This window comes from Ruegeria sp. CDSB086 (assembly GCF_059611065.1).
Genome location: NZ_JBXWOV010000008.1, coordinates 1 through 23,103 on the forward strand (window position 1 = coordinate 1; position 23,103 = coordinate 23,103).

21 protein-coding genes and 3 pseudogenes are annotated in these 23,103 nt (G+C 53.8%); 17 read left to right on the plus strand and 7 right to left on the minus strand.

Annotated features, from left to right (window positions below):
- The coding region (locus AC2FIO_RS16530; protein WP_282170428.1) for a hypothetical protein at positions 1-284 on the plus strand (284 nt) is incomplete at its 5' end.
- Positions 285-361: 77 nt separating this feature from the next.
- Entirely contained in the window at positions 362-967 is a 606-nt protein-coding gene (locus AC2FIO_RS16535; RefSeq protein ID WP_282121617.1) for a YrbL family protein, read from the plus strand.
- Between the two features lie 131 nt (positions 968-1,098).
- Here AC2FIO_RS16535 and AC2FIO_RS16540 read toward each other — a convergent pair whose 3' ends face one another.
- Entirely contained in the window at positions 1,099-1,752 is a 654-nt protein-coding gene (locus AC2FIO_RS16540; RefSeq protein ID WP_496698991.1) for a YrbL family protein, read from the minus strand.
- Between the two features lie 481 nt (positions 1,753-2,233).
- Here AC2FIO_RS16540 and AC2FIO_RS16545 point away from each other — a divergent pair.
- Together AC2FIO_RS16545 and AC2FIO_RS16550 are read left to right on the plus strand one after the other, a co-directional pair.
- Positions 2,234-2,796 (plus strand): annotated as a pseudogene (locus tag AC2FIO_RS16545) (IS6 family transposase).
- Positions 2,797-3,663: 867 nt separating this feature from the next.
- Positions 3,664-4,380: a glutathione S-transferase gene (locus AC2FIO_RS16550; protein WP_496698993.1), complete on the plus strand. Its 717-nt coding sequence runs from the start codon at positions 3,664-3,666 to the stop codon at positions 4,378-4,380.
- A gap of 199 nt (positions 4,381-4,579) precedes the next feature.
- Here the strand turns inward: AC2FIO_RS16550 and AC2FIO_RS16555 are convergent, their stop codons facing one another.
- Entirely contained in the window at positions 4,580-5,341 is a 762-nt protein-coding gene (locus tag AC2FIO_RS16555) for an IclR family transcriptional regulator (RefSeq protein WP_496698995.1), read from the minus strand.
- A 108-nt stretch (positions 5,342-5,449) separates the two neighbouring features.
- On the opposite strand from AC2FIO_RS16555, the gene AC2FIO_RS16560 reads away from it, so the two are divergent.
- From AC2FIO_RS16560 to AC2FIO_RS16580, 5 genes and pseudogenes are all read left to right on the plus strand, one after another.
- Positions 5,450-5,980, plus strand: coding sequence for a 2,4'-dihydroxyacetophenone dioxygenase family protein (locus tag AC2FIO_RS16560; protein ID WP_496698997.1), 531 nt, complete (start codon positions 5,450-5,452; stop codon positions 5,978-5,980).
- Between the two features lie 6 nt (positions 5,981-5,986).
- Positions 5,987-6,721: an SDR family NAD(P)-dependent oxidoreductase gene (locus AC2FIO_RS16565; protein ID WP_496698999.1), complete on the plus strand. Its 735-nt coding sequence runs from the start codon at positions 5,987-5,989 to the stop codon at positions 6,719-6,721.
- 113 nt (positions 6,722-6,834) lie between these two features.
- Positions 6,835-7,089, plus strand: a complete 255-nt coding sequence (locus tag AC2FIO_RS16570) for an aminotransferase class V-fold PLP-dependent enzyme (RefSeq protein WP_496699001.1) — start codon at positions 6,835-6,837, stop codon at positions 7,087-7,089.
- Positions 7,090-7,206: 117 nt separating this feature from the next.
- The gene (locus AC2FIO_RS16575; RefSeq protein ID WP_282170421.1) at positions 7,207-7,341 is read left to right on the plus strand and encodes a hypothetical protein; all 135 of its coding nucleotides are present in this window, start codon (positions 7,207-7,209) and stop codon (positions 7,339-7,341) included.
- A pseudogene (locus tag AC2FIO_RS16580) lies at positions 7,325-7,420 on the plus strand (IS6 family transposase); the annotation flags it as partial. The gene AC2FIO_RS16575 and the pseudogene AC2FIO_RS16580, both read left to right, overlap by 17 nt.
- A 260-nt stretch (positions 7,421-7,680) precedes the next feature.
- Here AC2FIO_RS16580 and AC2FIO_RS16585 read toward each other — a convergent pair.
- On the minus strand, positions 7,681-8,610 hold the full coding sequence (locus AC2FIO_RS16585; protein WP_496699003.1) for an endonuclease/exonuclease/phosphatase family protein: 930 nt from the start codon (positions 8,608-8,610) through the stop codon (positions 7,681-7,683).
- Positions 8,611-8,674: 64 nt separating this feature from the next.
- Positions 8,675-10,258, minus strand: a complete 1,584-nt coding sequence (locus tag AC2FIO_RS16590) for an ABC transporter substrate-binding protein (protein WP_496699005.1) — start codon at positions 10,256-10,258, stop codon at positions 8,675-8,677.
- A gap of 158 nt (positions 10,259-10,416) precedes the next feature.
- Between AC2FIO_RS16590 and pdxR the strand changes: the two genes are divergently transcribed.
- Positions 10,417-11,910: a MocR-like pyridoxine biosynthesis transcription factor PdxR gene (gene pdxR, locus AC2FIO_RS16595; protein WP_496699007.1), complete on the plus strand. Its 1,494-nt coding sequence runs from the start codon at positions 10,417-10,419 to the stop codon at positions 11,908-11,910.
- A gap of 328 nt (positions 11,911-12,238) precedes the next feature.
- Here pdxR and AC2FIO_RS16600 read toward each other — a convergent pair whose 3' ends face one another.
- Positions 12,239-12,448, minus strand: coding sequence for a DDE-type integrase/transposase/recombinase (locus AC2FIO_RS16600; RefSeq protein WP_496699009.1), 210 nt, complete (start codon positions 12,446-12,448; stop codon positions 12,239-12,241).
- Positions 12,449-13,174: 726 nt separating this feature from the next.
- Positions 13,175-13,783: a 3'-5' exonuclease gene (locus tag AC2FIO_RS16605; protein WP_496699011.1), complete on the minus strand. Its 609-nt coding sequence runs from the start codon at positions 13,781-13,783 to the stop codon at positions 13,175-13,177.
- A gap of 439 nt (positions 13,784-14,222) precedes the next feature.
- Between AC2FIO_RS16605 and AC2FIO_RS16610 the strand changes: the two genes are divergently transcribed.
- The 7 genes and pseudogenes from AC2FIO_RS16610 (at position 14,223) to AC2FIO_RS16640 (ending at position 21,336) form a co-directional block, all read left to right on the plus strand.
- Positions 14,223-14,525: a WYL domain-containing protein gene (locus tag AC2FIO_RS16610; RefSeq protein ID WP_496699276.1), complete on the plus strand. Its 303-nt coding sequence runs from the start codon at positions 14,223-14,225 to the stop codon at positions 14,523-14,525.
- 363 nt (positions 14,526-14,888) lie between these two features.
- Complete coding sequence (locus AC2FIO_RS16615) at positions 14,889-15,287, plus strand: hypothetical protein (RefSeq protein WP_496699017.1); 399 nt, start codon at positions 14,889-14,891, stop codon at positions 15,285-15,287.
- Between the two features lie 669 nt (positions 15,288-15,956).
- Entirely contained in the window at positions 15,957-16,232 is a 276-nt protein-coding gene (locus AC2FIO_RS16620; RefSeq protein WP_496699021.1) for a hypothetical protein, read from the plus strand.
- Between the two features lie 54 nt (positions 16,233-16,286).
- A pseudogene (locus AC2FIO_RS16625) lies at positions 16,287-16,712 on the plus strand (transposase); the annotation flags it as partial.
- Between the two features lie 608 nt (positions 16,713-17,320).
- Positions 17,321-18,043, plus strand: a complete 723-nt coding sequence (locus tag AC2FIO_RS16630; protein ID WP_496699023.1) for an alpha/beta hydrolase family protein — start codon at positions 17,321-17,323, stop codon at positions 18,041-18,043.
- 1,231 nt (positions 18,044-19,274) lie between these two features.
- Positions 19,275-20,222: a LuxR C-terminal-related transcriptional regulator gene (locus AC2FIO_RS16635; protein WP_496699025.1), complete on the plus strand. Its 948-nt coding sequence runs from the start codon at positions 19,275-19,277 to the stop codon at positions 20,220-20,222.
- Between the two features lie 121 nt (positions 20,223-20,343).
- Positions 20,344-21,336: an MBL fold metallo-hydrolase gene (locus AC2FIO_RS16640; protein WP_282170410.1), complete on the plus strand. Its 993-nt coding sequence runs from the start codon at positions 20,344-20,346 to the stop codon at positions 21,334-21,336.
- Between the two features lie 1,066 nt (positions 21,337-22,402).
- Here AC2FIO_RS16640 and AC2FIO_RS16645 read toward each other — a convergent pair.
- A complete protein-coding gene (locus AC2FIO_RS16645; RefSeq protein WP_496699027.1) occupies positions 22,403-23,101 on the minus strand; it encodes a hypothetical protein in 699 nt (232 codons plus the stop codon).
- Between the last annotated feature and the right edge of the window lie 2 nt (positions 23,102-23,103).

Sequence of the window (23,103 nt, forward strand, 5' to 3'; positions counted from 1 at the left end):
GTCACAAAATGGGGCAGAACAATCAGCCAAATCACTCCATCACTCATAACAACACCAATCAACGCTGCAGTGAATTAACAGTGGACATGGCGTTGTCATATTGGCTTCACCCTTATCAACAAATGCTGATGCTCGGGCTTTTAGGGCAGAATGATGGGGTACGGAGGCGCGTTAAACATCTGCACAAACTGGGCTTAAGAACAGTACCGCTTCACTATCGATACGTTCCGCAAGATGCCGATACTAAATGTCTGGTTTCGGCATCTGGTTGTCCTCAAACATGAAAAGGACTAATTGGAGGCCTTGGTTTGAGAGGATGGCTGTAATCGGTAATCTTCTTTATTAGGATCGGCAAAACAACATGATAGACTTAAGTAAAATTCGGCCATTGCGAAGAAGCCGCAACTACGAAATTTATCAGCATCCGTTTATTGAGCGCGCGCTGTTGAAAGTCCGGGTGGATGAACCGGTGCGTAACCACGTAATTCCTCGATATGCCGAGAGGCGCTATGGCAACCTCCGTCAATGGAACCGGGAAGCAAACGAATACTTAGCCGCGTTGACACGAGGCTGCCCCGAGATTGAACGCCTTGCGGATTTTATGGGGTATGCTCCAACATCTCAAGGACCAGCGCTGGTGGTCGAAAAGATGACCGGTCCTGATGGCGATTTGGCGCCAACGCTGGAATCGGAACGGGCCGCATTGGGCGATGACATATCAGAGCGCAAACAGCTGCACAGTGAATTCATGGAACTCATGGACGACCTTGAACGTGGCCGGATTATCGTGGGCGACCTAAGTTTTGAAAACATTGTACGGGCGCAAGAGCGCAATGGAAAACTGGTCGTTATCGATGGCTTGGGCGAAAGAGTGCTGTTTCCGCTGACGCTGGTTTCTGATTTAGCATTCCGCAAGTCCATCGAGCGTCGCCGGACGCGCATGGGCCAGGCATTTGGTCTAGGCTAATGACACCCGCTCTACGGCAATCAACCGGCGTCGATTTGGCTTTGCTGCATAAGCCACCAGCTAAATAGGCGCCTTCCCGGCCTAACCAAACAAGGACCTGTTGGACCTAATCAACAGGGCTTGTCAGACGACTAGCTCTTTGCCGCGTCTATCAATTCAAAGAACTTTTTTCGAACCTGGCCGAGCTTACGGTCATTGTAACTACGAACCCATCTTCGCAGAGGAATGACTTGTTTAGACCCAAAGCTGTCAATCCAAACCCATCGCCCGGATCCGTCGGGCCATGTTTGATAGACAAGATTGCCAGTGTTCTTGTTGCTTATGATGACGCGTTCATCTGACAGTTGGTCGAAGTGACTATTGAGATCGCTCAAATGCTGAGGGGTGAGACGATCTTTGGCAATCAACTGACCCAGACTTGGGGAAAGCTGTCCATCCGGATCAGAAATGCGTTCATAGACAAGCGCCAAACCTTTGTCTGTCGGTGCGGTGCCAAACACCCTGCAAACGGGCATCACTTCCGGACTTTCCTGATGGCGGATCATCAGAAAAAAGGCTTCATCAAACTCACGCATGAAACCCTTAAAAGCGGTAGCTCTGCGAAACAGTCGGTCATACCACTTGTCGGTTACAAGCCTCGAACCTGCATCCATCGTGTGAGGTTGCGGAACCTTTAACAGCAACCCCTTGTCAAATGGGTGTTCATATACGAATTGCCTGTTTCCCTTCGCGATAACAGGGTTGTTTCCTAGTTCAAGCAGAGTGGGATTTTGTTGGCATTTCATATTTTCTGTTTAAGTTGATTCCGAACCAGCGCAAGTTGTTTTTTGACCATTGAAATTGTTAGGTTAAACGCCGGAGACAATTGCGATCATGATGCTTGGAGTTCAAGCTGCACAGGGACGGTCACCATCTTGATTGTGGCCGGGAACCTATGGGGTCGCCGCAGTATCCGTCGCTATGCCCCAGCGGATGCGCCCGATCTCAGGAAGGGTCAAGTCCAAACGCTGACCACCTGACTGTACCATCCGACACTCTTTGCAAGCGATGACAAACAACTTGGAAATACCGGTGCGGTGTCCTGAGTTTTCAGATCTTTCGACCCTTGCGCACCCGTAATTTTCCGTTTCGAGGAGGTTTCGGCTATCACTTCGTATTCATAAGCCAGCACCGGCGGGTAGGGCTCTATTGCAAACTTTTGGCTGTTGACGCGCTTAGCTTTAGAGCGTGGATGGCTTTCGATCCCAGCTAGTCGAAAGTCAGTTCATAATCTCTTTCAAAGGCGCGCAATATCCCAAGGATGTGATCCTCTTTGCTGTGTTTTTTATGTCAGATACGGCGTGTCCTGCCGTGATCTTGAAGAAATCATGGCCGAACGTGGCGTTGCAGTAGGTCATACGTCGCTGAACCGCTAGGTGACAGAATACGCTGGTGCAATCGCCGACGTAGCGCGCAGACGTAAGGGGCCGTGTAACCACTTCTGGCAGATGGACGAGGCTTACATCAAGGTGAAAGGCGCGTGCGTTTATCTCTTTCGAGTCGTTGACAAAAGCGGAGCTAAAACAGCTGGCATCAAGGCCATAAACAAGATGCTAAAGGGCTTTGGATGCCCGATGCTAATTGAGATGCTCAGGCGGAAATATTTGAATGGCATTGTGGAACAGAATGATTGATTTATCAAAGGACGAACCCGCCCGATGCTCGTCTTCAAGTCCTTTGCTTCAGCTTCAGCCACTCTGGCAGACATCGAAGTCGCGCACATGATCCGAAAAGGCCAATTCACACCTGGACTTTGCCCCTTTCAACAGGTCGAAGAACTGGCGGCCTGACACCGCAGGTCGGATGCATTTCTCCGAGCTGTAGGAAACTTCGCAACAGAACCTTTCATGGGTGCCATAAGGATCATTGTCCTCGGTCAACCCGTCATATGCTTGGACGGCCTCAAGACTGGCCTTAAAGACTCTGGCCCTTCGTTATCGTTTGCCGTGGTAAAGATCCAATGACCGCTGCTACCTGCAGTTTCACGCTTGCGGAATCCATCATTCCGTTCCGAAAGCCGGGCGCTAATCTGCGCTTGTGACATGGTGGTTTCTGCGATTTGTGCATTCATGATAAGGTCCTCCTTCGACGATACGTTGGCCGATATGCACCCGGCTTGTCCGCCATCGTTTGAGTTTGTTCCAATGGACCAAAGGTGTGGGTTTCGCCCTAACGTCCATTGGCCGTGAGACATCGAGACCGGCACCTTTTCCGCGTTTTTTCCCTGGAAAGGAGCGGGGCCGATGGAAAAGACCCGTTTCTGATCTGAGGGCTGGGCGTCAGGCTGAAATTGGAAGAATTTGGGAGGGGCCCGCGCTCTGTCCGTGGGAGGAACCGTGATTTTCATGGTTTCTGTTTGAGGCGAATTGAAATGAGAAATTGGAGCCGGACCAACGGTGCGGCTCTCTCTTCGCGCCTTGCCCTGGACCGGTTCAGATACGAGAGATTTGACCCCCTGGCGCCCAAGAAAACAAGCGCCGCAGACCGCAAGGCGGTCAGCTATCGCAACGATTAGAGTCACGGTGAGCCGCGCGCCCCGCGCGAATTTTAACACGCCAAAGGTATGACACCGTCAGTGGTTGGATGCGTTGACTTGTTCCCAATTGAAAAATCAATGGATCACGGCATTTAGTGTCACATAATATCCAATTCTCAATATGATTGCGTTTAAGCAGGAGTACCTATTGGGAAACGATGTGAGGTTTGACCAAGCTGGTAGATTGGAGATAGATCCTCATATGGCTCACCACCCTATCTTATGGACATTCCGTCGCTGCCCGTACGCGATAAGGGCCCGCCTCGCATTGGCGAGTTCACGAGTTACAGTCGAGCTGCGCGAAATTCTCTTACGGGATAAGCCAGAGGCTTTCTTAAAAGTATCCCCATCCGGAACAGTGCCCACGCTTCGACTTCCAGACAAAGTTATAGATGAAAGTCTGGAAATCATGGTTTGGGCGCTCCAACAAAATGATCCACAGCGGCTTTTGGACATGCCTCAAGAAGGTTGGGGTCTGATTACGGTAAATGATGGTCCATTCAAGGCGGCTTTAGATCATACAAAATACACCACGCGGTATCCGGATTTAGACGCCAATGAGGAACGCAGGAAAGCGGCAAGCTACTTGCTCAGCCTCGACGAGAGGTTAGTCGGGAAGGCCTGGCTTTTCGGAGATCGCCCCACCCTTGCCGACCTGGCGCTTCTACCGTTTGTGCGCCAGTTTGCGCATATAGATCGGGCATGGTTTGACGTTCAGGAGTGGCCGAATCTAACAGCGTGGCTGGATCAATTCCTGGACAGTGAGATATTTTTGCTTGTGATGAGTAAATACGCAACTTGGTCAGAGGGCGACTCTCCGATTTGGTTCAAAGGCTAAGTCGAACACGTCGTATCTCGACCCACAGCCGACATCCAGCAGCCAACCGAGATGCTGCAGGTGCACCCCGCTTTGCCGCCATTCGCTACACCGACAAGATCAGAGGGCTGTCAAACTCAAAGATTGCGAAACCAAACAGCTGTTTATCGCAGTGCTGCTATTGGCCCCGTTGGTGAAATCTTGGGTGCAAGATTTAGATTCAGCTTTGAAACTCACCGTCGGACAACTCTCGAACGCAGTCCAGTAAGGCGCTTGAGTATCGAGACGTTTCGTCTTTCAACCGAAACAACGGCACGGATACGCTGACCGCAGCAATAGGCTGGGCATTTTCATCCAGGATGGGCGCTCCAAAACATGCAATGCCGGTTTCGTTCTCCTGATTGTCAAAAACGAACCCCTGCGCGCGGCATTGATTGATCTGCGCGCGCAATTGGATTGGATCCGTGGTTGTGAACGGGGTGATCGATTCCAGAGTCGCATTTTCCAGGAAAGCGGCCAGCTTTTCTTCAGGCAAAGCCGAAAGGTAGGCTTTGCCGACTCCGCTGGAGTGAAGCGGGACAAACGTGCCTATGGTCGAGTTCATGCGCACCGTCTCAAGGCTTTCAATCTTGTCGATGTAAACAAGCCCTTCGCCACTTGGCACCGCGAGATGTACGGTTTCACCCGTCTGATCCCTGACGCGAACCAAGGCATCCTGCGCCCTCTCACGAATGTCAGACTTGGCCAGCGCAGAACGGGCAAGATTGATCAGGCGTGGACCGGGTTTGTAGCTTTTGTCCTTTAGTTGCACGATCAGCCCTTCGGACTCCAAGCCATTTAGCAGGCGATACAGCGTTGGACGCGTAAAGGCGCATTCATCCAGAAGTTCGGCCAGTGTTGGCGGGTTTCTGCGATCGCAAATATGCTGCAGCAGGCTGATGCTACGCGCAAAGCTTTGGGTTCCCGGGACCTGTTTTGCCATTCCTACCTCTCTGATTGACGGGGCGTCTTGACGGTGTATATTCCATATATTGCAAACGATGTCCACATTGTAGAACAGCAAAACTGATCGCAATGGGTAGGAGCCGAAATGCCACTGACCGAAACTGACGAAAATCCGCGCGTGCCATACAAGCATCCGATGCCGCAGGATGCCTTGCCCGAGATTGTGGTCCCTGACGCGTTGGCCGAAGATGATCCGCGCATGTGGGTGCAACAGGCTGAGCACGCATTTTTTCGCCCGCTTTGCCTGAATGTCTCGCAAGGCTACTGGATGAACCTGCTGAAAGTCACCAAGTCCGGTGTTTTGTCGCGCCACCGCCATGCCTGCCCTGTGCATGGTTTCGTGCTGAAGGGGCGCTGGCACTATCTTGAGCATGATTGGTTTGCCGAAGAAGGCAGCTATGTATTCGAACCGCCCGGAGAGACCCACACACTTGTTGTGCCCGATGATGTCCAGGAAATGATCACCTATTTTCAGGTCAACGGGGTGATGTACTACTGCGATCCCGACGGAAATCACCTGGGCTATGAGGATGTGTTCACTAAGATCGATATGTGCCGTGCGCATTTCGAAGAGGTTGGCCTTGGCGCTGACTACGTGAAAAATTTTATCCGGTAAGACATCATGAGCAATGTAACCTATGACTTCGCAGGACGTACCGCCGTTATCACCGGCGGGGCAGCCGGGATCGGAGCCGAAATCGCAAGCCATTATGCGGCTGCCGGCGCCAACGTGGCGATCTGGGACCTTTCAGAACCAAATGACGCCCCCGCGGGTGCAATCGCTTGCAAAGTGGATATCAGCCAACCAGACCAGATTGCCTCAGCAGTTGCAGAGACCAGAAAAGCCTTCGGTGGCATAGATTTTCTGTCTCACAATGCGGGTTTCGCCGGCCCAACACTTCCGGTCGCGGAAAACGATCCGGCGGTCTGGGCCCGCGTAATTGAGGTCAACCTGATCGGGACTTTTTACTTGGCTCAAGCCATCGTTCCCGTGATGCAAAAGGCTGGCTTTGGTCGGATCGTCAACATGGCCTCGCTTGCAGGCAAAGAAGGCACCCCTAACGCCTCGGCCTATTCGGCGTCCAAGGCAGGCGTCATCGGTTTCACCAAGTCGATTGCTAAGGAACTGGCGCAGACTGATATTCGCGTCAATTGCATCGCACCCGCCGCCATCAAAACGGCGATCTTGGATCAGATGACGCCAGATTTCGTGCAAATCATGATCGACAAATCCCCCATGAAACGCCTCGGCTGGGTTGAAGAAGCAGCGCGCATGGTGATGTGGCTAAGTTCCGAAGATTGCACATTCAACACCGGCGCAGTCTTTGATCTCTCAGGTGGAAGAGCGACCTACTGATGGCGCACGTTCGGGATTTTACGCCTGGCCCCGTGGAAGTGGCTGCAACTGTGGTGGCGGCACAGCATGGCCCCCAGGGCCTGTATGTTGTTCCCGATTTTTCATAGGCCTACGTGCGTGCAGCGCTGTCAGAGCAGAAATACGACCTCCTCTGTTTTACCCATTTTGAAACTTCGACCGGATTGCAGCACCCGGTCGATGCCCTCGCCAAAGTCGCCTCAGAGGCGGGCGTTCCTATTATGGTCGATAGTGTCAGCGCACTTTGCACATATCCCGCGCATTTGGATGGCTGGGGGGTGTCGGTGATGACGGCCGCCTCGCAGAAAGGGTTGGGCTCTGTACCGGGGGTCGGGATGATCGCCGTTTGAGATGAAGCCTGGAACCTGATCAAAGCGAAACAGTCTCCGCGCGACGGCTTCACGGATGTAATCCGATGGCGGGATCAATACGACGCCTCAAGAAATTGGCATCCAAGCCTGACATCCATGCCCGTGGCGGTCGTTCACGCGCTGGACGTCGCGCTGGATGACATGCTGAAAGAAGGGCTGTACACCCGCTACGCCCGTCACGCCGAGGCACGCGATTTCTATCGCGATGGTCAGGCGGAAGTATCTAAATAACATCGTGGAACAGGACTATCGCCTCATCAAGAGACACACTCGACCGATGTTAGGGTTCAAGGCCTTTGCTTCAGCGGTGGGTTCGGCACAAGTGTGGGTTTAAGTCGTTCAAATTCAATACGGCCACGCTTGTTAGGATCCAAGTCGTCAACATGATCCGGGAACAGCAATTCTCTAGCGCAACGAACTCGAGCTTTCGGATGTCTGCTGGTATTACAGGATGACTTCGCCTGCCATAACATCGACGCTGGTCTATCGAAAACTTTGCGACACAAGCCAGCAGGGATCTCATCTGGCAAGTTTTGGATATGGAATCCATCAGAAAGTTAGCGGAAAATGCTAACATTCAATGCGCAGATCGACCCAATAAGGGCGGTGATCGGAACCAGTTGCGCTGCAATCCACCCAGGCCCTCTCTACTGAATGGACCAAATCGGGAGTGATCAAACAATAGTCCAGCCGCAAAGGCTGTGCAGGTGCGCGATCAGGCGGGTCGGGCCACCACGTAAATCCGTCGCCATCGGATCTATTCTTTGCAACGACCCAGCTGTCCGCAAGGCTGTCCCAGTGTAGGTTGTGACCGGTCGCTATGTCAGGTTCGCCGGTCAAAGCAGTGTATTCCGGACTGTCAGGAACTAAATTGAAATCGCCCAGCACAATTGTACTATTGGGGGCTTTCGGCTCATGTTCACCCTGAGACCAATCCATGGCGTGAAAATTTGCCAACTCGATAGGGTCATGCTTCGGTGCCGATCCGGTCCAAGATCCACCACGAGCCCGCGCACCCTGATGCAGGGAAATCAGGTATTGCACCTGTAGCAACTTTTCTCGCCGGGACGCAGACGATAAATGCAGAGAATAGACCCGCAGCGGACCGCCCGGGGTGTCCAGGATACACTCCAGTGCGCCAGTCTCCATCCCAAGGCTGCAAGCGGTAGCAATCTTGGGTAACAGGTGGCGGCGCACCTCCAGGATACGGTATTTAGACAGCAACATCACGCCGAATTGGCGACGGCGGTTTTCAACGCGGCCGTCTGTGCCGACACTGCTGGCATCCATGTCGAACGCCGGAAAATAGCTCCAATGGTAGTCGGGCAGGAAACCCGCCAATTGTGTCGGCTGGTCTTCCATGCCACTGCGACGCCAGTTGCGCTCGACCTCTTGCAAGGCGATGATGTCGGCGCCGCGCACCTCATCGGCGATACGAGCGCAATCATAAACCCCGTCCATGCCCAGAGTGTAGCGGATATTGTAGGTGACCAAATTCATGGAACTGCTCAATACAGCGACGGGTTGTTTTGGGGCCGCCCACCGCTGTTTTCCGGAGCTTTGATTACAGCAGCCAAGTCTTGACCAGTGCGCCGTCGAACATGGTGCCACCACCCGGATCGCCTTCCCAACCGCCGATCTGTTCGCTGACCCCATCGATAAAATCATTGAACATCGGGATTATAGCGCCGCCTTCGTCGCGCACCATCAGACCCATCTCGTGGTAGAGCGATGTGCGCCTGATCGGATCAAGCTCTGCCTTGGCCTGCAACAGCAGTGCGTCGAAGTCTTCGCGCTTGAAGCGAGTATCGTTCCAGTCGGCATCCGATTTATAGGCAGTGGAGTACATCTGATCCTGCACCGGACGGCCTGCCCAATAAGACGCGCAGAATGGCTCTTTGTTCCAGACTTCGGACCAGTAGCCATCGCTAGGCACGCGCTGGATCTCCAGCGGGATACCTGCCTTGGCCGCACTTTGCTGATACAGCGCAGCGGCATCCACCGCGCTGGGGAATGCAGCGTCCGACACTTTCAGCACAATCGGTCCATCGTGACCGGATTTTTGGTAGTAATGGCGGGCTTGATCCGGATCAAAGCTGCGCTGCTCGATATCGCCGGAAAACAGCGGATAAGCAGCGTTGATCGGCATGTCATTGCCGACGCTGCCAAATCCGCGCAGCACCTTGTCGACCATCTCCTGCCGATCGACCGCCAGTTTCAGCGCCATTCGCATGTCGTTGTTGGCAAACGGCGGCGTGTCGGTGTGCATGACGAAGACATAATGGCCGCGACCCGATATGGTCTCGATCCGCAGGCCAGGCGCGCGACCCAGCAACTTGGCGATCTTGGGCGACACCCGGTTGATGAAATGGACCTGACCGCTCTGCAGCGCTGCCGCGCGGGCGGTGTCATCGTTCAGCACCAGGATCTCGATCTCATCGGCGTGGCCGCGGCCCTCGTCCCAATAATTGGCGAATTTTTTGAATGCGTAGCGGGTGCCGGCTTCGTTGACCTCGACAGTGTAGGGGCCGCTGCCAATGCCTGCAGCCGGGTGCGCCATACCACCATCCGGCTGAACCACCAGGTGGTAGTCTGCCATCAGGTATGGAAGGTCTGCATTCGGCGTATCCAGGGAAACGCTAAAATAGTCGCCATCCACCTTCATCGACGCGATACCGCGCATGATACCCAGCGCACCGGATTGCGCCTCTTCGTTTGAATGGCGCTGCATGGTCTTAAGTACGTCGTCCGGCGTCAACGTTTTGCCGTTGTGAAATTCCACACCCTTGCGAATCTTGAAGGTCCAGGTCTTTGCGTCATCGCTCGCCTCAACCGATTCCGCCAAACGGGGAACAATCTCACCCTGCGGGCTGACTTCAACTAACAAATCGCCAAAGGCCGTGAGCACATTGGCAGTGACGGAACTGGCTGACAGCGCCGGATCCAGGCTATCGGTGCTGGCGCCGCCTTGCAGGCCCGCACGGATCAAACCACCCTTTTTCGGACCTTCGGCGCGCACTGCAGAGGCCAGAAGGCTGTTAGCGCTGGCAGCGGCCACACCCAGCGCGCCAAGGCGGCCGATGAATTCTCGGCGGCTTATGAAACCTTTGGCCGCCTGTTTCACATAGTGATTGATGATGTCAGACATGTTTTCCCCTGCTGGCTGCACCGGCCCCAGCAGGGCCATACAGCCTTCTTGTTGTTCATGTGCCCAAGTCAGGGCATTCACAGATTTGTTGGCAGAAAGTGGCTTTATTTACTACGTCCATTTAGATTAAATGTTGCAAACCAATTTGGAGTTCGCACGTGCCAGGGCAAACGAAGCATTTTGCGCCGCTGCCATTTTTGAAACTGGATCGCGAGGCTGGCACACCGCTCTATCTGCAACTGGTTCAGCACCTGCGCCGGATGATCCAGAACGGGGAAATCAAACCCGGGCAGAAACTGCCCTCAACCCGCTGGCTAAGAGAACACCACGGAATTGCCCGCAGCACCCTTGTCGCCGCATTTGAGCAATTGACCAGCGAGGGTTACCTGCAAAGCCAAACCGGTTCCGGAACTTTCGTCAACCCGGAGTTTCCAGGCCTAAACCCCGGCGTCAGGAACGTGCCGGAAACCACCCTTCCACCAAGGTTATCGAAGCGCGGCCAGGCGGTAACAGAGGGGCTGGATTCATCTTACTTCGATCCGGTCATGGTGCGCCCCTTCCTGGCCAACATTCCTGCCATAGATCTGTTCCCGCACAAGATCTGGGGCCGGATCGAAAACCGAATCCGCAACCGGCTGGACAGTACGATGATGGCCTATGGCCAGCCCGGCGGCTTTGCGCCCCTACGTGAGGCAATCTGTGATTACGTACTAAACCGGCGCGGCCTGAAATGCAGCCCGAGTCAGGTCATTGTCACTACCGGCTCCCAGCAATCGCTGAATCTGATTGCTGCTCTGCTGCTAAACCCTGGCGACAAAGTGTTGATGGAGGATCCATCCAGCCCGGTGGTACGGGCTACCTTTCTGGCTCAAGGCGGAGCCGTCGTTCCTGTCCCGGTGACTGAAACCGGTGCAGCCGTTCCGCCTGACGGCCCGAATTCTGATGGGGCACGTCTGGCCTATCTGACACCCTCCTGCCAGTATCCTTTGGGCGCCGTGATGCCGATAGCCCAGCGGTTAGAATGGATGGACTGGACCCGCCGCAATGATGCCTGGCTCATCGAGGACGATCTGGACAATGAGTTTATGTTCGGCGGACGCCCTGACCCGGCGATCTACTGCGACGACCACCATGCGCGTACCATCTACGTCTCCAGCTTCAACAACGCGCTCTTCCCGTCGCTGCGGCTTGGCTTCATCATTGCACCCCGGGCGCTGGCCAGACCGCTGATGGCGCTCAGCGCCGTCACTGACCGCGGCCCCAACACATGGCTGCAGGCGGTGTTGGCAGAGTTTATTGAGCAGGGACATCTGAACACTCATATCCGACGCATGCACAGTGCCTATACACGTCGCCGCAAAGCGATGATTGACAGCTTTGCTCGCATTGCCAACCCGCTTGTAACCTTGCACAAGAACACTAGCGGGCTGAGAGTGATTGCAGACCTGCCTGCCAGCCTGCCGGATACGGAAATGCTGGATGTGTTGGATGCGCACGGCGTGGCGGCCTATGCGCTCTCATATTATTGCATGCAGCGGCAGGACTTGAATGGGTTATTATTGGGTTTTGGCTGCACCCATGAGGATGACATTCCGGCTGCGGTTGCGGGTCTTTGTTCATGTCTCTCTGAATTCAACAACAATAAAATTTGAGGAAGCAGACTTTCACCTGAACAAAGTATTACCTTTTTGGGACTTGGGCATTGTCAGGTTGTTTTCATTGACTGAGAGTTGCCATGCCGAGATGGTTTAGGCGGCCTGTTGGCCGCTGTACTGAGTCCACAGATTGACGGTATCCGCTCGTGAATGGCGATAAGAACAGGCTGAAAGACGGTTGCGTTTGGGTCGGAATGGGGCGGCGGTTTGATCGTGGACCGACAAGAACGGTTGCGCCTGAGAGGGTGACTTGAACTGGCCCATAACCTTCTGTCACCGCCTCGTATGTCCGTGCAAAGCCTCAACGCGATTGTTCAGGCGAAGATCAGTCTCCGGGGCCGCTTCTGCCATCGCAGCGCGGCAAGAACGTAGTCTGTCCGTGATGGTCACGCGCGGTTGCCCAGGTCTTGAACGGCTTCCTGAATAAGCGCATCGCGGCGGCCTTGTTGCGACACGGCTGAACAAGGATATTAAGTGCGTCGCCGTTGCCATCGACCGTGCGCCACAGCCAATGTTCTCGACCATTGATAGGCACTACGACTTCGACGAGGTGCCATTTGTCCGCCGGACGTAGCCGATGACCGAACGCGGGAAACGGAAACCCCTGAGGCGGGACAGATCAGACTGATCCAACATGGCATCGCGCTACAACCACAAACCCATTTTTACAACCTGGCAACGCCTTCTAACCACCAGGCACATCTGGGTTAGTCCCAATAGTTTTCGATATGAGAGATAAATCCGGGAACAAAAACACAGCTCTTTGACCCATCACCAAAAAACTGATTGGCGACATGCACGCCTCCACTCTTCACATAGCGCGTCGTTGGCAGCATTTCTTCCCCTGCTCGACAGCTTCCAACTTAGCCAAGATGCATCTGGGTACGGTCGCAAAAATAGTTAGGTAAAAAAAACAATTGAATGGATTTGAGTCGCGCCTAAGTTACGTCTTAAGCAGTGCGTGCCCAGGCACGACGAGTTTTTACACCATAAAACCAAACGTGTGGGTGGCTAAAAATAAGTGAGAAAACCAGCTTGCTATCATGCGCAATCCTACCTGCTCGTAACTCGCAATTGTTTTGTTGTGTTGCAGGAAACTGGTGATGAAACCACGCTCAATGGTCAAAACGACTTGACCCATTCTAGACATTCGAACACTGCAAAAATTGGGATGACTGCTTCAGCAGAGCCGGACTTCGGACACTGCGCAACATCGCACTGTTAGTTCGCCGTTCAGCAGGACCTAGAAGACCTTGGCCGCTTATCTCTCGGATGGATTTCCGAATTGGAAGTTCAACTGGCGGTTTGTCCTGAGGTAAGACAACGGCGTCCCCAAAGCCTCCTCTGCTTTTAAGATCACAGAAGCCGAAGCACGGGCGTCTTCACCTGCATCATGGTGATGAAACTCAAGGCCGAGGTATTTCTTAAGATTTGCCAACCCGTGCCCGCCGGCGCCCTTCAAGGACGGCCATGCCCGACGGGCAATCGACACGCTATTTGTCCAATGCGACGAGATCATTGGCAGCCCATACCGGGTACAAGCAGCCGTCATCGCCTGTTCATCAAACGTACTGTGTTGCACAAGATTGTGGGTGTTCAGGACTTCAAACAAGGATGCGTAAACCGTTGGGAATGTTCCAGCCCCAATCACGGTTTCGGCAGAAATCCCGTGAAGCTCAGTATTGAAAACCTCGAATGGTCCCTCGGGGTCAATCAGTACAGAATAGGTTTGCATGGAACCAGTGTCGCTAACAAAACAAAGCCCAATCTGGCATATGCTACCGATAGAATTGCTCGCCGTTTCGACGTCCAACGCAATAAATCGAAAAGGTCCGGCAGGCGGCGTATTAAGATGTTCAAATTTGTTCAATGTGTCCACCGTTTGAACGCTCTGAATCTGTCGGATTTCCTCAGCTTTCGCTGCCAGTTAGACAACTGAACATCATAGTTTTTGCAGGTCGAATGGGTCTTGGCAAGCCGTTCTAGCGCGCAAGGAGTTTAGTCTGCCTATACGACGCTTCACTCACGGCCCATACCTGCCGTTCAACGAGCAGCGCAAATGCCGTGGTGCGTCCGTCAAACCGAATTTTCGACCTGAGCGCTATATCTGGAGGTGGTCTACTAGCACTCTGCGGACCAAGCGCCGATTCGTTGCAGACACACGAATGGCGGCTTCAGTAAATTTCCCTGCTTGATGTTGGGCGGCAGAGAAGCTGATCACCAAGCTGGAAACTGTCGCACCTGACAAGTACCGGACGTCGTTTCTTCAGCCGGATGAAGTACTGGGAGCCGCGGCCTTTCGCCTGGCTATTTGGCGCCGCCAAAAGATAGCCCTTAAATATTTGGAGCACTCAAGCCAACAGACCCGTCGTGTGATCTGGCCCGTACTGCTGGGTTATCGGGACACCAGCCGCATCATCGCTGCATGGTGCGAGATGCGAGAAGGCTTTCGGTACTTTCGGACAGAACGGATCATTAAGGCGGAGGTCCTCAATGACAGCATTCCTCGGCGAATGGACCTACTTCGTGCAGAGTGGCGTAACGCGGCGGATGCAGAACGTAAGCGTTATGAAGAGGAGGCAAAAGACAAGGGTTCCGAAGGACTGCTTTGAGGAAGCAGCAGCGCAGCGGCAGGTTTGGGCCGTCCTCGTGTCAGTTTTTAGCCAGGCAGAGGGCTTTGCCGCGATGGCACCGAGGTCCGTAAGGAGCCCTTTGTGCCTGATGCTGCTTTTTGCCCAAATGTCGGCTGTTCGAGCTTTGTCGATTTCCACCTATTCAGTTTCGCGGAGGGCCGTAGCGAAGTCAAATTTCACCGGACAAAGGCTGCCGTACTGCGGGAGGTGCCGCCGACGGGCGGAAACTTGATGTCTTTTCTCAAAACCTTGACGTGCCCGCACAATAAATCTGATCTGCGGATTGCCAAATTGGTCTCACACACAGCGCATCAACAGCGCCAAACCGAAAGGGACCAAGAAATGAAAAAGACACTGATCACATCCGTCACTGCACTCGCCATTGTTCTGAGTGCTGGAATGTCCATGGCCGGTCCGTTGCGTGACCACGGTCGGGGCGGGAATGTACATGATGTTCGCTCAACGATTTCGCAAGCAATCAGCCACTCTGACCGGATGGCCAAAACCCAACAAAGCAATAGCATGGCTGACGGTCGCTTCGCTGTGACATCAAAGCAGGATCTGGGTCAAACCAATCTCTCCTCGACCCAGCAGCAGAGTACATATGGAACGAACTGGAGCTCGGAATTGCCCAATGTCGTAGCCATCGGTATTGCAGACGGTGGTAGTTACACTTGGATTATAGGAAATACGTCGGGTGGCGGCCTCGATGATAACCCAACCTGGATGCACCACCGGTAGCACATTGCGGACCTAGGCGGGTCTTCCTAGAGGAAACGCGACATGCCGCTATTTATCACCGGGCCCGGACAGCTAGTACCAGGATCCCGGCTGAACCGGTCTCTCTATGAGGCCGGTTCAGCACATTGTCCATACGGTAAGAGCGCAAGGAAATCGACCTCGACCCAGTCCAAACTTTCGGCTGGTACAGCGTATTTTCGCGGTTGCGCGTGTTGATTTATGCCCATTCAAATTGGCGAGCGGTTGCCTCAAAGCCAATGCCTACCTGGCAGTGAACGCCCCACCAGATATTGCACTGTAGGCGGGCGCCAATTTGATGCCTTCCCTCAAAACCTTGACGTGCCCGCGCAATAAACCTGAGCCGCAGATTACCATGTTTATTGCACACACAGCGAAATGAACACGCTTAGCTGGAACGTGCTAAATGATGAAAAACGTAATGATTGCATTCGTCACTGCATTCGCTATTGCTATGTGTGCTGGAATGTCCATGGCCGGTCCGTTTCGAGGCCATGACCTGCGCGGATAAGCACAGGACGTTCGCTCCGCAGTTTCGCAAGCACATAACCACGCTGGTACAAAAAATGTCAGTGATCGCAGTGTTTTGACACACAGCGATGAACGTCGATATGACACAGTTTTCCCTATGGGAGAGGTTGCAGCGGACAGGTGTTTGGCGGGCTGGAATTTGGCATCGACCATCTGTCATCAGGTGTCGGTAACCGCTTGGCCAGCGCCGATATCTCGGCCGTCGGCTACGATGCTACCCTCAGAGCACTTTTGGTTGCGGACAGTCAGTTTTATATCGACGGTCAGCTGCGCGATGGGTATTTCGACAGCCAGATAAGCCCGAACGGTGAGGCCGCCGTGGATGCCGATGACAGCGGGTATGAGATTTCCATTGATATTGGCACGCCTGTTCATGCTGCTGAACGGCGTTGTTGAAGAACTCGACTAAGGAGAATTCACAATGTGAATCCATGTGATTAGGAGGGCGGAATGCCAAAGCCGACTCCCACTCGCCATCGCACGAAGAACTGGGCCAACTACAATGCTGCTCCGAGAATGCGTGCCTCGTTGTTGATTTGGATTGATCGGGGATGACCTGGCTGGCGCGGCCCGAAAGCTGTTCAAGTTGCCTCTGCGGCAGACTGCAGGTGTGGTTGCCAGCCTGCTGGAGTTGGCAGGGCTGAATTCACTTCGAGCCGCTACAGCGGTAGCCCGGTCCTGCCGGACCTGATCAACCAAGTCCCGGAAGACCAGCAGATCGGCACGGTGACTGCCGATGGCGCATATGACACCCGACGATGCTACGCGGCCATCATCGAACGACAGGCCACCGCAATCATCCCGATCCGCAAAAACGGGCGTCTTTGGAAAGAGGACTGCCCGGCGGCCAGGCTCCGGAACGAGATCCTCCGCGCCGGTCAAGGGGCCAGCGCCGCGCGGAACGCGCGTCGTCTTCTCGACAAAATTCCGGTTCCTACCCCGCGTGAGGCACGCGTGGGTCCCTCCCGGATTTGGCCGTTCCGACCCCTTGACATTTGTGGAACGTCACAGATCTTTGATCTCACTCGATGCCCAAAACCTTAGTAAATCAGTGAAGCGCATCCTTCAATTCTGACCCAAACGTCAAGCATTTTTGACCCAACACAAATAGCAGCATTCATCGACACTGCGGCCAATGCCCCATTCTCTCAGTCGCACTACAGCGATCAATACTTAGGGTTCGGGCGTTGACAAGCTCTCGGCCGGGCTGCGCTGTTAGACGGCGATCACCCAGTGGCATTGCACGTGCCAATCATCACCAATGTTTAACTCAACCCACCAAGCAGACAGAGTATTGGGGTCAGCTACCTCTCGTCGCTAGTGCCGTTTCGAACCTGCCAACAAGAAATACCTAGTGAATTAAATATCAAATTTCATTGTCACCGAGTCTCAAAAATTGATTGGTATTGCAGAAACTTTTGACGCCTCGTTCAGCTCAGCTAGAGTGCCACAATGTTGCAGCCAATTTAAGGATCGGGGACCGGATGCCTCAATCGATTTTTGTTCTTGTGCATGGCCTCTGGCATGGCGGTTGGTGTTGGTCTCGGGTCGCCGACATCCTCCGGACACGGGGCCATCAGGTTCACACGCCGACCAATACCGGTGTCGGGGATCGGTCACATTTGATCAACGCAGAGATTACCTTGGAGACTTTTGCGCGCGACATCGAACAGCATATCTTGTTTGAAGACCTCCACGACCTGGTTCTGGTCGGTCACAGTTTTGGCGGTGCCACGATTTGCGGAACCGGCGATAAGGTGGCTGAAAGGATTTCAAAGGTGATCTATCTTGATGCAGCAATATTGCAGCCGGGCGAGAGCTGGTTCGATTTGCTGGATTCCGAAATTGCCCAGGCCCGCCAGGATCTGGCCAATCAGTTCAGCAACGGCCTTAGTTTGCCCCCGGTTGACCCGGAAATTCTGGGTTTGACTAAGGCGGCGGACATCGCTTTCCTGAAGCCGCGCTTGACCCCACATCCTTTGGCAACGTTAAAGACGTCATTGGCCATGCAAAAGCCTGCAGGAAAAGGGTTGAACCCCCATTATATTCACTTGTCAGATCCGCCCTATATGCCTGCAAACGGATCGCTCGACCGCGCGAGGCAATATGGCTGGCCCATTTCCGAAATTGCCGCCTGTCACGAGGCGATAGTAACCGCACCATTGGCTGTTGCCGATGAATTGGAGCGCATCGCGAACGAGAAATGACAGGATATCTCAAGTTCCCAATCTGGGTGAGTAAAAGCGAATTTAGTACACGGCTAGTGTTGTGATCTGGTAGTCAGATCTTCGGTATCGCTACTGTTGAGCACACAACAGTACTAGCCTTGACAGAATGGGCGTTGATCTTGTGCGGACACCAAAAACCCTATTGGCGCCGCAGGTCGGGACGTTCTCAACGTGAAGCAAAGTCAGTTCAGATCAACCGAACAAATTGATAATCACCCGTCAATTACTCACTGCAATAATGCGCCAGTTTTTGGGTAAAACCACCGTGACTTGCAGGCGAAGTCCAAAACCGTCGGGGCCCCCGCGTGGGCTTTCAGCTCAACACGTTGCGCCACTGCAAAGCTGAAGCGGCAGTTAGCGCCCGATTATGTTGCTACTTCGCTTCAGTGAGTGCCCGAACGATACAGACCCCTTGAGACGTATTTTTGCCGTCTGCCAGAAAAGCCAACTCTGCAGCTCTTTTAGACTTTGATGACTGGAGTTCAGCTCGGGCTTCGGGTGAGAGCAATGCAACCATGCACTCAGCCAGTAATAGGTTTTGATTGTCAGTCATGTCGCTATGCGACAGGTATTTCACATAGCTGTCTGTTGCCAGCTGGTCTGCGGACACAAATTTTGCCGGTATCAACACGAGCGAGCAGATAGTAGCCAACCTCATTACTTTCACTGTTCGTAAGTTCCTGAGCGGTGTTTGAGCTTTGGCTGACGCTAATAGAAATCGCGCTTCGGTATACAGGCTCTGTCGGGCCTGGCGCCTAACAGAGTACGCTTGTAATCGGCGACCAGCTTTGTCACCATTAGATCGACCCCAGTATTCGTACGATACCAACCTATGTTCACCTGCAAGGACGGCCCAGAGCCGGCATCCAACCCATTGTTTTGATGCTGCAATCGCAACCCGTATCGCAGGCTTTCGCTGCGCGTGATCGAAAAAGTAGCCACGGTGATCTCCGAAATTCTGTTGCCTTGTGTTTGGCAAGGGCAAGGGAAACGATCGGCGGCAGATTATGCTCTTTTTTTGGCATCGAACCATCGTTCACGGCACGTATCTATCATTCAACCGGCGGGCACCGGACTGTGCGGCAAGCGCACGCCTTGCTGAAGCAATAGGGCTTGATCGAAGGGCAATCGGCTTATTCTAATTGTTCTGCTGCTAGGGATTGGTGATGGTGGTGCCAAGGCAGCAAGTACAAGGGGCGCTGTTCGGCCAATGTTGAATATTCCGAAAGAAACGATCAATAACTGGCAGAGAATTGTGAACCTCATCGCCAAATTGGCGGATGTGCCTGCCAGTCTGGTGATGCGCACCCACACCCCCGAACACTCAGTCTTCGTCAGGAACGATACTGCGGACCACCCTTATGACGTCGGGCTGTGTTTCAGATTGAACGAAAAACTCTACTGCCATGGCGTTCTGGAACAGGGCGAATTGGTGGTGGAAGACGCGCAGTACGATCCCCGATGGGCGGACAATGACGACATGGAACACGGTATGAGTTTCTATGTCGGCTTCCCGCTCTACTGGCCGGACGGGTCTGTGTTCGGGACAATTTGCGTTTTGGACTCGAAACTGAACCGACGTGCTCTGATGTTCCGCGAAGGGCTGAAAGAGTTTGCTCGCGTGATCGAAGCGGACCTTAAACTGCTTGTCGAAGCGGACCGACGCGTTCAGCTTGAACGACAACTTCAGGAAAGTCTGGATCAACTGGAAACACGTGTCGAAGAACGCACCGCCGAGTTGGAAGAGGCAAACATCGCCCTGCGCGTTTTGCTGCAAAGCGTTGAGCGGTCGCGCGATGACTATGACCAGAACATCATGCGACAGATCAAAGGAGTTGTCGCGCCGACTTTTGCCAAGCTGCGCAGCCGGGTCATAGGAAACGATGCGGCGCTGGTCTATCTTGATATTCTGGAAGAGAATTTAAGATCCATCACTGCCTCGATGTCCGACGAAAAGCGGGATGTGTTCGAACAGCTGACCCCGTCCGAACAGGACATCGCCCAAATGATTATGCGCGGCCAGACCACAAAAGATATTGCTCAGGTTTTGTCGCGTGAGCCGAGCACAATCGAGTTTCATCGCAACAACATACGCAAGAAACTGGGCTTGCGGAAAACGGGTCAGAACCTGCGTACCAAGCTGCGGTCCCTGCAATAGGTATGGGGGCCAGCCCCATGATTTACTCTTGGTTTTCTCACACTCATCTGACCGACTACCGTTGTTACCCTTTTGTCCATGGTGCCAATCCGGGTGCCGGGCAACAACAGGGAAACACATAATGGAACGAGAAGACCTAAAGCTGGAACCGACATTGGTGAATGGCAAGAAAGACGATCTGACGCCAGGCCTTTCGCGACGTTCTTTTTTCATGGCCGCCGGAGCAGCAGGAGTGGGCGGTGCTGCGTCTTTGTTGTCCAGCACATCGGCTCAGGCGCAATCGACAGACTGGACCCAGCCGGGGAACAACAATGGTGTTATCGAATTGCAGAAAACCACGGGCACTGCTGTCGATGGCGATCTGGGGATCGACTTCTACGGCCATTGCGCGCTGAAATTCACCTCGCCGAGCGGGGCGACGGTGTTGTTCGACCCATGGCGCGATGACCCGTCCGGTGCCTGGGGGCTGTGGTTCAAGAATGAATTCCCCGAGGTGCCAGTGGACATCTGCATGTCCACCCACACGCATTTTGACCACGATGCCATTCACCGCCCGGTCTCAACTATGGTGCTGGACCGGATGGTTGGAAACTTTGAGTTTGCCGATATCAAGATCACGGGGTTTGCCGACAAACACGCGTGCCAGGCTCCGGGTTGGTACAATTGGACAAACGCCTTGGCTGAATTCGGCGTTGAAGCCTGCCCGCCCAATAATGTTAGCCATATGGACATGGTGGTCTATGTGATCGAGGCCGGTGGGTTGCGAACCCTGATCTGGGGCGACAATAGGCACAACCCGCCGCAGGAATTCTGGGATGCCATCGGGGAAATCGACATCCTCACTCTGCCGGTGGACGGATCGCAACACATTCTCAGTTATGGTCAGGGCGATGATATCGTGTCGCGCCTGAACCCCAAAGTTATCATTCCGACACATTATCTGAGCGAGACCACCAGCTATACCCTGACCACCTTGCAGGACGCGGATGAGTGGGTGAAGTCCCAACCCAGCTACAAGATGTTGGACGGCGCCAATCTGTCGCTGAACGCGGCGGACGTTGCAGGAATGGACAAAGAGTTCATGTATTTTGGCAACCACGCCCAGACGGGGTAACGGCTGGCTTTGCGCCCTTGCTCAACTCAGTAGAACGGCCAGCGAATTTTTCCGCTGGCCGCTCGTAGTTTCAAAATTTGTTTTCGAAAATAACATAGCTCGGCGAATTTCAGTCGAATTGAAGGCTCGCGGTCCAAACCTGCCTTTCACCGACCAATCAAATGCTGCGGTCGCAGCCTGCTTCGCCGTCATTCACTGCAAGTGCAAAGTTACGTGCACGCCGGAAGCCGGGAGCGCAATAGAGCTGCCCTTAGAAGAAATACTTGATGCCAAAGTAAGGCCCGTGCCGGTCGGCGTCATAGGCGAATTCTCCTGAACTCAGCATGTCGCTGTAGTCGACGCTGAAATAGCGGCATCCAAATGTGAGGGCGGTTGTCTCTCAGGGTTGGAAATCAAAACCAACACTCGCACCGATTTGAAGGTCATTTCCGCCAGCAACGAAGCAATTCCGGGCCAGTTTTGGCTCAGTCGCCACATCCCGCGCTTGCCGATTACGGGTTCTATCCAATCCTGATCGGCGCCCAATACAGGCGGATTGCCAGGCGTCGGAGTGGAGATGTCTGTTTCCTAACTGATGGAGTTGTACCTCTGTCCCGCCTGAATATCGATTGCATACCGCTGGTTTTTTGCACCAAATCCTCCGTCAACGATACGGTAAGCACCTAGCACGCCAGACCATTTTGACGCACGTTTACGTTCAGCTCGGCACCCATCGAGCCAGGCAGCGTCGTATCCTGTTCGATGCCAACTTAGTTGGCGTCGACGATTATTCCAAAATCTCCATTCCATGCCTCATACCGACCGGCTGCTGCGAAATCGAGCAAGTCCAGCACGTCGCCAAGATCTAGATCAGCGGCTTGACCAGCCACGGTGGATGTCCCTGTGGTTCGCAAGGGTGTGAACAGATAGAACGCAGCACCATGACCCCAGCTGGATTCGTCCTGGTCCGGCGCGGTCAGTAATTGAGCACAGGAAAGTGTCGGCAGCGTTAGAAGGCACGTAGCAAGCGCAATCACGCTGAAAATTATGCGGTGAGACGTAGCTTTGTCTTTGGGGTTCCTGAAACTTAGTAGTTGAATCTGAGACCGATTCCGACGCCTTGATCATAAGGACGATCTGCTCCGATCCCGATCAGCACATCTGCATAGAGGGCAATACCGGGGCTAAGATTTTTGCCAATCTGAAACTCAGCGGTTGCAGGCCAGGCGTTGTTTTCCCAATCATAGGGCGCTTTGATATCTGCTTTGACCCAATACCCATCGCCAAACGGTTGAAGCGCAATCAGGCGCATTGCAGTTTGGCTGACATCAGTCGGGCCATTGTACGACGCGAAATGCTGGACCAAAGGGATCAGCGTCAGCCCGGTGTTTGTGTTGGCAAAGGCAAAGCCACCAAACGGGGCGATCTGATCCGACCCGGTGCCAATGCCTTCACCGGGGTCGCCAAAATCAAGGATCCACTCCAACCCAAGCGCGGATTTGACGGTCCAGGTGTCATTCAGGGGTTTCTGTGACGGGAAATAAATCAGCTTCAAACTGGTCTTTTCAAACCCGCTGAACCGTGCGCCAGTCGCATTTGTCGAATTGTAGTGGAGCTCATATTTCAGCTTCAGATCAGGGCGCAGCATATATGCGCCATCAATGAACACATCCTGACGGTCTGCCCCACCTTCAAGATCAAAATACTGATAACGAATGTCCGTGTTGTTGACAGCCGCCAATGGGTTCGACGCGTTTTCCTCAGCTCCGACAGCAATACCTGACATCA